Annotated in this window: 10 protein-coding genes; 2 read left to right on the top strand and 8 right to left on the bottom strand. The window is 38.7% G+C overall.

What is annotated here, in order from left to right:
• Positions 1–61: 61 nt before the first annotated feature.
• From lepB to aceK, 4 genes are all read right to left on the bottom strand, one after another.
• Positions 62–712 (bottom strand): signal peptidase I, encoded by a 651-nt coding sequence (gene lepB / locus AC6H44_RS06540; protein ID WP_500738076.1) that lies wholly within the window; start codon positions 710–712, stop codon positions 62–64.
• A gap of 127 nt (positions 713–839) precedes the next feature.
• Positions 840–1,094, bottom strand: a complete 255-nt coding sequence (locus AC6H44_RS06535; RefSeq protein ID WP_500738075.1) for a DUF2999 family protein — start codon at positions 1,092–1,094, stop codon at positions 840–842.
• An 84-nt stretch (positions 1,095–1,178) separates the two neighbouring features.
• The gene (locus AC6H44_RS06530) at positions 1,179–2,141 is read right to left on the bottom strand and encodes a zinc-binding dehydrogenase (RefSeq protein WP_500738074.1); all 963 of its coding nucleotides are present in this window, start codon (positions 2,139–2,141) and stop codon (positions 1,179–1,181) included.
• Positions 2,142–2,161: 20 nt separating this feature from the next.
• Positions 2,162–3,949 (bottom strand): bifunctional isocitrate dehydrogenase kinase/phosphatase, encoded by a 1,788-nt coding sequence (aceK, locus tag AC6H44_RS06525; protein WP_500738073.1) that lies wholly within the window; start codon positions 3,947–3,949, stop codon positions 2,162–2,164.
• A 117-nt stretch (positions 3,950–4,066) separates the two neighbouring features.
• On the opposite strand from aceK, the gene AC6H44_RS06520 reads away from it, so the two are divergent.
• Both AC6H44_RS06520 and AC6H44_RS06515 read left to right on the top strand, forming a co-directional pair.
• Positions 4,067–5,014, top strand: a complete 948-nt coding sequence (locus AC6H44_RS06520) for a LysR family transcriptional regulator (RefSeq protein WP_500738072.1) — start codon at positions 4,067–4,069, stop codon at positions 5,012–5,014.
• 109 nt (positions 5,015–5,123) lie between these two features.
• Complete coding sequence (locus AC6H44_RS06515) at positions 5,124–5,570, top strand: hypothetical protein (RefSeq protein WP_500738071.1); 447 nt, start codon at positions 5,124–5,126, stop codon at positions 5,568–5,570.
• Between the two features lie 11 nt (positions 5,571–5,581).
• Here AC6H44_RS06515 and icd read toward each other — a convergent pair whose 3' ends face one another.
• The 4 genes from icd to AC6H44_RS06495 form a co-directional block, all read right to left on the bottom strand.
• Entirely contained in the window at positions 5,582–6,832 is a 1,251-nt protein-coding gene (gene icd, locus AC6H44_RS06510; RefSeq protein ID WP_500738070.1) for an NADP-dependent isocitrate dehydrogenase, read from the bottom strand.
• A gap of 90 nt (positions 6,833–6,922) precedes the next feature.
• Positions 6,923–9,619: a 7TM diverse intracellular signaling domain-containing protein gene (locus tag AC6H44_RS06505; protein ID WP_500738069.1), complete on the bottom strand. Its 2,697-nt coding sequence runs from the start codon at positions 9,617–9,619 to the stop codon at positions 6,923–6,925.
• A gap of 28 nt (positions 9,620–9,647) precedes the next feature.
• The gene (locus AC6H44_RS06500; protein ID WP_500738068.1) at positions 9,648–11,897 is read right to left on the bottom strand and encodes a TonB-dependent receptor; all 2,250 of its coding nucleotides are present in this window, start codon (positions 11,895–11,897) and stop codon (positions 9,648–9,650) included.
• Positions 11,898–11,976: 79 nt separating this feature from the next.
• Positions 11,977–14,226, bottom strand: a complete 2,250-nt coding sequence (locus tag AC6H44_RS06495) for an NAD(P)-binding protein (RefSeq protein WP_500738067.1) — start codon at positions 14,224–14,226, stop codon at positions 11,977–11,979.
• Between the last annotated feature and the right edge of the window lie 3 nt (positions 14,227–14,229).

Here is a 14,229-nt window from a genome sequence, read left to right as displayed (position 1 = left end):
ATCAATTGTGACAAATAGTTATAGCTAACCAATGGTGTTTAGCCATTGCAGTCGTTAGTTTTTATTCTAAACGCTTTAAAAATCGGTTTCTTCTTGGCAAGTAATAATTGTCATAATCAAGGGACACGATCACTCGTTCTGCCCGACCCAGTAACTCCTCACGCGGGACTAAGCCAATCACTCTTGAATCAGCACTGTTATCGCGGTTATCACCCATAACTAGGTAATGATCTGCTGCTATGCGTGTTGCTGGAAACTCTACTAAGCTTACTGCCGATTTGGTAAGCCGTATTGTATGAGCATGACCCTTTAAGGTCTCAGTTTTGTCTAGCCACTCCATGCTCTCATTTAAGGTACTATAACTTAGTTTCTTGCCATTAATCGTCAATTCGTTATTTTTAAATGAAACAGTATCACCCGGTGTGCCAATAACGCGTTTTATTAAACGGTTATCCGCCACTGTTGAATCAAACACAACAATATCGCCATTTTGCGGCTCTGCCAGTCTTAAGAGGGATACATGGGTGAATGGTATGCGTAAGTCATACGCCATTTTATCGGTAAGAATTCGGTCACCTTCTTTAATTGTAGGTTTCATAGACCCTGTTGGCACTTCATACCAATCAGCCACGGCACTTCGAGATACACTCATTAAAAGAATGAATACAATTAAAGAACGATTATTTTTCCAAAATTTATAAAGTCCTTTCATGCTTTGCCTCTACTATAAGTCAATTATGTGTTTATCTGACTGTATAAACGTAAAGCAGTTCAAAAGAAGGTGTAACAAAACATGTTTAACAATAGAGACAGCCATAAAGCATGCCTCTAGGTGAGATTTACTGCTGGTTTAACTTATCTTTCGCTTGTTGTACTTTAGCAAAGTCTAAACCTAACTCATCGGTTGCTTCTTTAATTAAATGTGGTTGAGTCATTACTACTGCCATCAATTGCTGTAACTTTTCTGGTGGAATGCCCAGCTCTTGTACTAATGCCATCGCCATCATTGGATTTTGGGTAAATGCTTCAAATAATGCCGCTACCTTTTCATCACTTACATTGTGCTCTTTTAATATTGCAATAATTGGATTCATTATTAACCTTAAAATTTAATCGTTCAGTAAATTATATGAGCTCAATGCAGGATTAACAATATTAATCCTGCATTACTCTTTGTGTCACTCTACCAGTAACACAACTTTACCTGAGTTTTCGTTGCGTTCCAAAATAGCATGCGCTTCACTGGCTTGTTGCCATGGCATGGTTTTATAAATATTAACGTCATAGTGTTGATTAGTTATATGCTCATAAAAACGCGCTACAAATGCATTTCTTAACGCACGTTTGAACGCAATACTGCGATTACGTAATGTTGAGGCATGAAACGAAATTCGCTTTTGTAATAAACATGCAAAATCTACCTCAGCAAAGCGCCCGTCTAAAAATGCCAGCATCACAATCTGACAATCCATTGCCGCCACTTTGGCATTTTTATTTAAATAACTGCCCGAAACGGGATCAACAATTACGTTAGCAGTGAGCTTATTTGATTTCATGTATTCAACAAAATCAGTGGTTTTATAGTTAATTACGTGGTCAGCTCCTAATCGTTTAGCGTGCTGACATTTGTCGTCTGAGCCTGCGGTTATAACTACCTGTGCACCGGCACTTTTTGCCATTTGAATAGCCGCCCCACCCACGCCACTGGCGCCCGCATGAATAAGAGCCGTTTGCCCTGACTGTAGTTTGCCTAACTCAAATAATGCGCCAAAGGCCGTTAAATACACTTCACTAATAGCGGCACCTTGCGCCATCGAAATATCATCTGGCAATACCATTAACTGCTGCGCATCTACGGCTACATACTCACTATAGGCGCCACCAGCACACAAAGTAAAAATACGTTTACCTTGCCACTTAGGGTCTACCTCACTGCCAAGTTCACACACTGTACCTGCACATTCAAGGCCTAGAATAGGGCTGTCTCCTTTAGGTGCTGGATACTTACCCTGACGCTGCATACAGTCAGCACGATTAACCCCAATGGCAGCCACTTTAACCAGCACTTCATTGCTGCTAATTCTGGGTTTATCCGTTTGTGCAAACACTAACTGCTGATCTTGATGTGAAATGTACTGCATAAATCTCCTCATATTTTGTGTTATTCCGGCATATTGTTAAAACGCCAACTTTGTTTGTAAGGGTAAACGTTGGCGAGCTGACCTTGTTTAATCTGATGTTGTATCATTTGCCAATACTTTACACTAAATAAGTCACTGTGATGATGATTAAAGTGGCTAAATGCACCGTGACTGGCACTAAAAAATACCTTAAATTGACTAGGAAAAATATCATTCGGGTCTACATCAAAATAAGCGTGTGAGTTTAGTTCTTCTAACGCGTTATGGGCAGTTGGCACCTCTCTAAAATTACAATCACTTAGCGGACAAATTTCATCGTAATCATAAAATACCACTCGGCCCCAGCGCGTTACACCGAAGTTTTTCATTAGCATGTCCCCGGCAAAAATATTGGCACTAGCAAGCTCTTTAATTGCTTTACCATAATCAATCATCACCTGCTGCAGTGATTTACTATTGCATTGATTAATATACAAATTAAGCGGTGTCATTTTTCGCTCAACATAAACATGTTTGAGTATTAACGCCTTACCCGAAATTATTAAGCTGTCACCTATGTGTTTTTTCATTTGTATTAGTAGTTCATCGCTAAAACGACTTAAATCAAATGCGAGGTATCTAAATTCATGCGTATCAACTAACCGTCCCACTCTGTCGGCTTGTTTTACAAAGTTATATTTATCTTTTACTTGTTGTTTAGTCGCTGTTTTTGGTGCACTAAACTTATCTTTTATAACCTTATACACATAGTCTAAACCCTCAATAGTGAAAACCAGCATTACCATACCCGGTGTACCTGGCGCTAAATGATACTTGTGTTCTTTGGGGCTATTTTTGGTGGTATCAACCTTATAACGATAAAATTCTGTTTTCGCATGTTTAATAAAACCAATCGCATTAAATAATTCAAAGCGTTGTTTGTGCGGCATTAGCACACTTAAGTAATCTACATACCGTGCAGGTTGGTCGGTATCTACCATAAAATAGGTACGCGCAAAGCCAAATAATAAGCTTAGCTGATCGGCTCCCATCATCACTGCGTCTATAATGAGCCCTTCTGAGGTATTTAAAATGGCGATTGCAAAGGGCATATTGTCGCCATTTTTAGCAATGCACCGGCCTATTATATAACAGGCTTTATTTCGGTAAAAATGAGAATTGGCGTATTCAATGTAACCATCATTCAAATTAATTAGCTCAAATACTTGTCGGCATTGCTGCTGCGCCCCTCGAGTTAACGTTGTTTGCAGTTTAGCTAAATCGTTGTTTAAATTTTTAAAGGGAACTCTAAATACTTGCTCATTTAATAAGGTTTCAATCGCATGCTCAAATCCTGTTTTTAAAGAAATACGATTCACTAGCCCTTCATAGGAACGCGGTTGCCCCCGGTATTTTGCTTTTAAAACAAATAAATGCACCGTGCGAATTTTTTTATCATCCCAAATAGCACCAAAGGTTGAATTAAAAAACGTATGCGCAATAGGCTGATTTTCATGCTCTTTAACCATCTCGCCATATATGTTTTTAGCGCGCTGCCATGTTTGAGGGCAGTTTAACTCATCATAGGCGATCACTTTAACGGTCTCACTCACCTGCTTTACTTGGCGCTCATACACTTGTAGGCGCTCACGCATAGCCGCTTGCACCTGATGATACTGGCGCAGCTCAAAGCGGCTTTGTGCCCCTAAGGTAATATTTAAAAACTGGGCAAACATAGCCTCAAACCCTGCAAATACTGCTCGGGCCAGTTTAGTAGCAATAAGTTCTTGTAATGGATTATGTTTTGATTTTAATGACGTGCTAGGCATGATAAAGGGGTTTCTATTTTTAGCAATTATGCTGATTATTTTTGATTAGAGGTTTACACCTTAGCAAGCACACTTTAATTTAGATAATTAATACAGCAAATAAATGAAATTGATTATATGAATATAAGAAACGTTGATCTCAACTTGCTCGTCTATTTAAATGTACTCATAGACGAGAAAAGTGTATCCAAAGCAGCTAATAAACTGGCACTTACACAACCTGCTATGAGTAATGCGTTAAAACGCTTAAGAGATTTATTTGATGATCCATTATTAGTGCGTGCAGCAGGCTCTATGACACCAACAGCTAAAGCGTTGTCGCTTAAACCTGAAATTGAAGCATTATTAAAAATGGCAGAAGAAATTACTCAACCCAGCGAGCAATTTAACCCCGCTACAGCCAAAGTTACTTTTCGAATCATGGCAAATGATTATTTAGAATCGACCCTAATTGCCCCCTTTATTTGCGAGCAACTAGCTAAACATCCAGGCATCGACTTTGATGTGCTTAGTCCAAGCGATGTTAACTTACAAGATATGGAAAAAGGCACCATTGATTTAGCAATAAACCGTTTTAATGGCCTGCCCCGCTCTTTTCATCAAGCGACTGTATGGCGCGATAACTATTGCTGTTTAACTCATCCTAATAATAGTTTTTTAAGCGATGCAAATTTAAACCAGTACCTGCAAAGTGAACATATATGGGTTAACCGCGCAGGCTGGGGGCCCGAACCTGCTGTGACCAATAAATCAGGTAAACAAAAATTAGGTTGGGTCGATGAAGCGTTATGGCAATTAGAGCAAACACGTAAAATAAGAGTATTTACCCGTCATTACATGATCGCCAGTTTACTGTGTCAATCAGAGCAGCTCATTGCAACGCTGCCGCGTCGTCAAGCAAAACTATTAACCAGCCACACTAATTTAGTGATCAGCCCTGTGCCATTTCAAATTGTGCCCATAGAAATAAAAATGATATGGAGCCCTTTATTACACCATACACCAGCGCATCAATGGCTTAGACGTGAGTTGTTAGCGTTTGCACAAAAAGTGGCTGATAGGTAACTAATTACAATATTGATTAGATCAATGTCAGTTATTGAAAACAACAATTTTATTAATATTACACTTAGCGCTACAGTGAAGTTAAGCCAACAAACTAAGAGTAATAATTATGCAAACATCAGCAAGCTTCACACAACAAGATGGGTTATTTATTGATGCAAATTTACATCAATTCATTAAGCAGCAATTATGCGCTAAAACAACACTTGAAACACGTCATGTCTATCAAGCGCTTGCAACACTGGTTGATGAATTTGGCTGTAAATGTCGTAAAACAAAACACCAAGAAAACGATATCCTCGACGTTAATACCTTATTAAATGCATACCAGCGGAAACGCCATCCGCATTGCCATGTAGATGCACAAACAACCGCAGCCGTTTTAGATGAACACTGCTGCCAAGTCCCTGCCATTATTGTGGTGGCATTATTGGATACGCTCAGTGGTACTCACTGCGATGAGCCAAGCGCAGATGATCTTTATCACAGAGCAGCGCAGCTAACAGAGCGCCCATGTGTTCACCGCAAACAAACAGCTAACGCGTCTGCAGCTTAAAATGCAGCTGTTTAAAAGTGCTCGATAACCTTATTTGCAAATTGTTTGCAGCTTAAGGTTGTCGAGTCAGGAGTTGACTGTGCTAAATCAAACGTAACCTGCCCACTGGCAAATGTGCTTTGAAGCGCATTTTCAATTACACATGCCGCTTCATTCCATCCCATAAACTTAAGCATTAGCACTGCACTTAATATACTGCCACTCGGATTTGCCTTATCTTGCCCTGCTATTCGCTCAAATGTGCCATGAGTTGGCTCAAAAAACGCAACTTCATTGTTTAAATTTGCCGCAGGCATAATCCCCACTCCCCCAACCTGTGCACTGAGCATGTCAGCTAAAAAATCGCCATTTTGATTGGTCGTGGCCACCACGTCAAATTGAGCTGGGTTCATTAAACACTGCTGCAGCATGTTATCGGCAATCACTTCTTTAATTACAAGAGGCGGGAAATCAGCACGTTGTATTTCAAGCCAACGCCCATTTGGGTGCTCTGTGGCATTATATTCTTGTTTTGCCAGCGCAAAGCCCCAGCGCTTAAATGCGCCATCGGTAAATTTAAGAACGTTGCCTTTATGAACTAAAGTCAGCGATTCACTGTCATTTTTTAGTGCGTAATTAATTGCATAGCGTATTAAACGCTCTGAACCTTCTTTAGATATATTTTTAATCCCTAAGCCACACTCTTGGGTAAAGCGAAGTCGTGTTACGCCCATTTCTTCGCACAAAAAATCGAGCATTTTTTCACTTTCAACACTGCCCGCTTGCCATTCAATCCCAGAGTAGACATCTTCGCTACTATCGCGCAGCACAGTAATATTAGTAGTAAATGGATCTTTTAATGGTGAAGGTAACGCACTAAAGCCTTTGATGGAGCGCATATTTACAAATAAATCCATTTCATGACGAAGTGCCACATTAAGTGAGCGAAACCCGCCACCTAGCGGCGTCGTTAATGGCCCTTTAATCGCCACTTTACAGTCACGGACTGCGTTAATGGTTTCCTCTGGAAACCAGTCACCATCATAGAGCTTGGCGGCTTGCTCACCATTGTAGACTTGCATCCAGTGAATTCTTCGCGCTGCGCCATAGCATCGCTCAATAGCCGCATCAACTACTTTTCGCATCACAGGCATTACATCAAGTCCTACACCATCGCCATCAATATAAGCAATAATTGGTTGAGCTGGTATTTGCCAATGCCCTTTGTCATCTATTTGTATATTTTCGCCATTTTCTGGCACGATAATATGTTGATATAGCATAAGTCCTCCTGCAGGGAAGCACATCTAAACATACACGATCTTAATTGTCTTTATCAGAAAACGTATAACGGTTATTCAATTATAAAATGTTTAGGGTGCAGTTTCCGCAGCTAAAATAACGTCAATAGCGTTGAGTAGAGCATCAACTTGGTGTGTATCAACAACAGTAGGAGAAAACTTTAAACTCGTTTCCAAGCTAACTGCCTGTTGATACAGCGCTTGATATTCAAACATCCCTGCAGTTCCTTTGATCATATGCACGCTGCGTGCAAAGCCTGTTTTATCATCCTGCTTAAATTGTAACTGTAATGTATCTTTCTGTTTTTTTAATCCTTTAATGTATTCTTGTCTTAGCAGTGCAAACTCATCATCAGGGAGCTTTATATCTTCGCATACATCAATATCAAGATAACTTGCAATTTTACTGCTAAAACAACTCCTATCTATAGGTTTGGCAATATGGTCGGTAAAACCTTGTCTTAAATAACGATCGACTTCATGCTTCATCGTATTCGCGGTAAGCGCAACGATAGGAGTCGTTATACCTGTGGCTTGCATAATATGAATTGCTTCCTCACCATCCATGATTGGCATTTGAATATCTAATAAAATTAAGTCAAATTGTTCATCTAGTGTCGCTTGCGCAGCATCTCTTCCATTTTCTACTGCTACGACGGTTAAACCCATTCGCTCTAATATCCGCTTAATTAGCTGTCGGTTTTCTGGGTGATCCTCAGCCACTAGTACCCTACCAATCAAATTTCGCTGATTACTATCTAAAGGGATCTCTGTATTTTGTGACTTACAAATATCGTCAAATACGTTAATCCATTTTGTATGAGTAGTTGTTTGCAGTGCCATAGTAAAACAAAATTCACTACCGTTCCCAACCACAGAAAAAACCGTAATATCACCATCAAGTTTAGTTGCTAGGCTTTTTGATATATTTAATCCAAGACCGGTGCCCCCGTATTTGCGTGAGATCGATGAGTCAGCTTGATGAAAGGGAGTGAATAAGTCCTTTTGTTCATTTTCGGTCATGCCAATTCCGGTATCTTTCACTTTAATAATTAGCTGTTTTTTATTGCAGCTAACCGTTAACTTTATATAGCCTTGGGTAGTAAATTTAAGTGCATTGGTTGCTAAATTTAATAATATCTGTCTCAGTCGAGTTGGATCTGAGACTATCCAATCAGGTAATGGGAATTGATAATCAAGCTTAAATTTCAAGCCCTTGTCACGAATTTGTTTTCCTAGTAACGATTCAATTTCAGCAATAGTGGCAAACAAGTCAGTTTCTACCAACTCTATTTCTAGACGATTCGCTTCAATTTTTGACATATCTAAAATGTCATTAATTAACCCAAGAACATGACGACTATTTTGCAAAATCACCCGAATACCATGGTTCCTCTCATGAGGCTGTATATCACCTAAAATAATACCATCAGCATAACCAATGATTGATGTCATTGGAGTTCGAATTTCGTGACTCATATTGGCTAAAAACCGACTTTTAGCTTCACTTGCATCTCGAAGCTCTTCTGCCAACTCTTGTAATTCTTGGGTACGCAACTCTACTTTGTGTTCCAAATTTTTGGTCAGCTCAACATTCTCATGATGTAAAATACTAAATTTATTTGCTACGGCAAAAGCAAGTAACACCGCATCGAGCGCTGTGCCAATAAGACCAAATAAGTAAAGATCCATTTTTATTGGCTCAATGAGTCCTAAATTAGTTAAATTACCCACCATATTAGGAATCGCCATCGCCAAATAAGCTAAAATAAAGTAACGCGCTGGCTTGAATCCACTTACCCAACTACGTATACCAACAATCATACCTAAGCACAAAGTAGCTGCGGTTACTAAAGTGGCCCAAATAAAACCAAAACCAGGCCAAATCATCGCAAATGGCGTACCAGCAGCAGCAAAAATGCCTAAGTAGATTGACAATCGTGATAATTGAGGAGACATTTCTCTCAATTTAAGCAAGCTGTTATAAAACAAAATATTTGTAATAGGAATTAAGGTAAAACCTAACCAATGAAAATGGGCGTTATAAAAGCCAAAAATTTGATCGGGTATGTGAAAAAACTGACTCCAAGCTAACACCCAGCAGGCTGTAAACATAGCATAATATAAATGTGTTATATCTCTATCACCCAGGTAAATAAGAAAATTATATAAACCTAATGCGATGCCAATACCAAAACATAACAACATAATCATGTTGTCAGATGTTATTTGTGAAAAAAAGTCATTATAGGGCTTAAGAACTAATTTTGGAGGATTATAAAAATAATCACTTTGAAATTTTGCTATTAAATAATAGTGTTTATTTGGAGTTAACTGGACTTTATTACCATAGTGAAAAGCAAATTCGTTGGGGTAATATCCACCTGTTTGATATTGTTTAATTGGCTCATCAACGCTCGATAAATCGTAAATACGCGTCTCAATTTTTGAAACCAGTGTATTGTAAGGATATAGCACTAGCTCTTGTAAATGGGTGTTATTTTCTAGTTGAATAACAAACCAAAAGCTATCACTGGTAAAACTTACTCTTCGTTGTGGCTGTTTTTGTGCAAGCCATGCCTCTATCTCACTATTACTACTGGGAAAAAGACCATTGGTTACCTTATATACGCTGCCTTTATTGAGTAAATTGGTATCTTTTTGTTTTAAAGTATAGGCGAAAGGCTCGAGTGATTCTGCTACTGCTAAATTAGCAAAGCACATAAATACATAAAATAGAAATAACTTAAGAACGGCCTTTATTGGCATACTTCGCACCTTAAATTAAAAACCGGAATTAAAACTGATAGCTAATATCTAAGCCAAAACGCCTGCCCTCGCCTTTAAAGTCTTCGAGCATGCCAAGAAAAGAGCTTAAATCAAATTTTAAGTGGCTATATTGCGTGCCAAATAGATTTTTACCCCAAATGGCAATCCCCCAGTTATCGTATTGATATTGTATATTCGCGTTAAAAATACTGTAGCCATCTTGCATCGCATAAGAATTTTGATTCTGATCAAAATAGTAGTCCGATTGATAATCAACTAATAATTGAGCTGTTAATGGGTGATTGGCCAGCTCAATACTGTATTCAATACCCGTGCTAATATTCCATTTTGAAGTAAATGGCAAACGATTATCAGTTAACGCGTTACCTAATGGATCAACATATTCTTCAAACTCTGCATGCGGTATGTAACCCATTGCAAAGCTTATATTTAAAGCATTTGTTATCCCATAATCTAGCTCAGCCTCTAATCCATAAATAACTGAATCAGCAACATTTTTTAACAGTTGTATTGGTGGGCTCTGCTCAGATACTGACGGCTGATTCATAAACACTTGTTGATCATTATAATCATAATAAAATGCAGCCCAGTTAAATCGAATACCCTGTTGTGGCCACCAGGACTTTGAGCCAATCTCATGAGAGTTCAATCGCTCTTTTTGATAATCAGCAAGCAGGGCCTGTTCAACAGACGACAAAAAACCCCCATTATAACCACCGCTTTTTGCTCCATTGGCAAATCGATAATATACATTTGTAGAGTCATAAATTTTATAATTAACACTTAATTGTCCAGATACTCCATTATCAGATTGTGCTCCTTGAACATTGTAAAATGGCACCTTAACCCCGGTTAAATCGTTAGCATCTAAAATAATATTAAGCTGAGAAGTTGAGTCGTAATCTAAAGACTCATAAGAATAACGAAGCCCAGCAGTAATCAGCCAATATTGGTTTAATTGGTAGTCAAGTTGCGTGAACGCAGCAATACTCTTTGTTTTTATCTTATTGTCATAGAAAAAAGTAGCGGTTAAATCTGTCGGCAAAATACCCCGATAATCCCGTAAAATATCATTAACGTTGTTTTGTTTTATAGACTCATCAGCATAATAAATTCCCGTTGTTAAAAAATGCTGCGCAAGCTGAGATTGCAACCGAAATTCCTGCGTTACTAAATCAGTATTTAAACCTAAGTTGCCTTCACATAACTGTGCTGGAGAACCATCACAGTTAAAGGCATGATCACGCTTTAACTGGTTATAGCTAGTTAGTGAAACAAGCTCATTGCGTGTGTTCAATTGCCAATTAACATGGGCGCTAACCCCCTTGCCCTCTGTTTTATGTGGTGAATTATTATTAACGCTCACTGTATAAAAATCATCACTGCCATCATTAAATCCAAAATTATCAAAACAGTTGGTTGAACCTGCCTGTACGGGTGAGCACCGCTCCCCTGTCAGTGGATTGGCAATAACCCCAATGCTACCAACAGGTTGAACTATGCCATCCCAATCGGAAATATGTCCTTTTATTAATAACTGCACAGTGTCAAAGTCAGCTAAAAAAGAAACTCGGCCATTTGTTTGCCGCATGCCAGCGGTTGGTGAATCGGCAAAAATATTGTTTGTAGAATAATCATAATTTTGATGATTTAGCGCTATGCGAAAAGCGGTGTTTTCTCCAATAGCTGAATTAAGCATAGCATCAACACTGGTCGCATTGTTATTAGCAATACCAGTGCTTAAATAACCACTTTGTTCAAACTCAGGGCGTTTAGTGCGGATTAAAATAGCGCCGCCAGTGGAGTTACGACCAAATAAAGTTCCTTGAGGGCCACGCAAAATGTCAATTTGCTCAATATCAAATAAGTTTACAATTTGGTTACTAGCAGAGCCAACCGCTATATCATCAACATACATAGCCACCGGAGATGTATTAGCGGTATTGTAATCAACTAACCCCACGCCTCGTATATTAACCGCTGGCGGTGTCCCTTCAGCGGCGTTTTGACTGATTTTTAAATTAGGCGAAAATACTGAAAGTTCTGTTGAATCTTTAAAGTGCTGTTTCTTAATATCAACGCCATTGACTGTACTGACTGAAATACTTACTTCTTCAATTCTTTGTGCTCTTTTCTGAGCATAAACTTCAATAACTTCAATATCCTGCTTTAATTCCGTCACATTCATTTCAAGCTCTTTTGCTTCCAATGGCATTAATAAGCTCGATGAAAATATCAACCATATATGCTTTTTCATTTGTGAAAACCTTTATTTAAAGTGCGCGTAAATATCAAAATAATAAACGAATCAACTAAAACAGCTTAATTTGGAACGTTTAATTATTGGCCGGTTCAAACGCATTTTCACCACTTATATTTTCAGGATAACCAATCATTGCTCTAGAAGTTTGCATTCCAGCCATAACCGCTGCTTCAACACAACCTGCATTAACCCCCGTTTTTATCCAGTCACCAGTAATGTAAAGATTATTAAAGATAGTTCCATTAGTGGGAAGCCTATACTGACTTGATCCTTTTACTGACAAAACATAGCGTTCACTGGGATCAACGTTTACTCGCCAGTATTGAGCATTGAGTCGTTCCGAACCCGATAAATCAGAGCCATATAGAATAGACCAATCAAACTTATTATTTTTATATGCATATGGCCATAAATTCTGCATATTATTTTCTAACATTATCTTAAGGTTTGCCTTCACTTTTGACTTAGATCTAGTTACAAACGCATAATCACTTTGCGGCGGATAGTCATCGCACGCAAACGCACTACAAAAATAAGCAATATTCTGCGGTGAATTACCTTTAGGCCACTGCTCTTTATTAATTAAATTAACCATAGCAGCCCATGTATCAAAGGGTTCTTTATACCCACTGAGAATTGGCCCTTCTTTACTTTGCGGTATAAACTCCCATCCCAGTTGTTGGTCCGTGTTATTGAGCCACAATTGGCAAGCCTGAGTTGCCACGGTTTTAATTTGTAATGCTTGCGCCGAAAGGCCTTTATCTAATTTAAGCAGCTCAGGGCATACGTGTTCTAATGACGCAACTGAAACACCTAAAATAAGCCTATCAAAATCTTCTTTCACCCGTAATATTTTCTTTGGTAAAGGGCGTCTAAAATGATTTTCATATAGCATGGGCCAGTCAGACCAAAAAGACTCCAAATTAATATGATGCAGCTGCAATAATTTGGCCTGCTCTGTATTAATTTGTTCATAAAGAGGCTCACTAGGCCAACATGGTAGCTTTTTAATGTTTACTAATGGAGAATATTCCGTATTAGATTTCAATGTAATTTGTTGTTCAAACTCAATAATTTTTACGCTGTTATCTTCTTTACTATCTGAGCTTGCAATCAAATTCTTTAACTGATGAAAGTATTCAAATTTAACGCCCCTGTTTTTTAACAACTCATACAGCGGTGCAAAAATTACATCACCCATCCCTGCCTGCATTTTCCACATCACCCCCCCTCGATAACACAAAACAATACGTAACATCGCAAGCGCAGCCACTCCCGCTTCAACGTTTGGTTTACTAAAATTGCCTTTAGGATATGCAAATACTAAATCGTAAAAACCACGGACTGGCGCTGAATTGGCACTGTAGTGCTCGTTTGCACCATTTCTTATGAGCCACTGTCTAAAATCATATTTATTTATTATACCAAATCCCTTTTCATACACTTTATCCCTGACCAACCCTATCAACATTGCAATAGCCAAGTCTGCACAAATAAATAATCTCCTAAGCTCATCATTTTCATCCATTAATTGGATTAGCTCTGCATTAAGCCATCGTTTGAGTTTTCTCACTACATACCAAATTACCAATCCATCTTTTTTTTCTTTGCCTAAGGGGTTTACAGTGTGTGGTGAATGAACGAAATGACTCAGTTTATCTATCAATATACGTGGTTCAGAGATAATCTTACTTGCCCTTTGCTCTATATCATCAGTGAAACGCTGCCAAGCACCATCAGTTTCATCGACTAAATGCGTTATTTGTTGCTGTAAATGGCGCAAAAGAGATTGGTCGCGTAGTTTTTTTGTGCTCAGTTGTGTGTTTTTATTTGCATTTTCTGCGGCAACTTGTAGCTCTGGTATCCATTTTTTTAACCAAGCAATCGTCATTTTAATGAAGTCCCAGGCTGTAATATCTAAACTACCTTGGGCAGGATTACCAGGTAAAAGTGGGAAATCGATTGGCCATGTTTGCCATTGCCCATTAATGTTCTCCTCTAATGCAACAAAACTATGAGGCTTTAGAGCTTGTTGCCACGTTGGCAATGCACAACTTTTTGGTCTTTTAAGCGTGTTGTATACGCTTTGAATCATCTTAAAACTATTGACATAAGCACCAAACCAAACATGCAGGCCATGCTCTTCAATACGCTGTCCCATGAGAGCATTTCGACCACTTGCACCCTTACCCCCTAAACGCCAACCCTGCTGATATATCGTAATACTTCGGTGCTTTTGCCAATCACTTTGCTCTGTAAGGTATAATGCAGCTGTCATTGCTGACACGCCGCCACCAACGATAACTATCTTTTCTTGATTCATAGT

It is taken from the genome of Pseudoalteromonas sp. TAP-3C (assembly GCF_059888565.1).
Note: the sequence above shows the minus strand (reverse complement) of the source record. Positions and strands in the feature narration are given on the sequence as shown.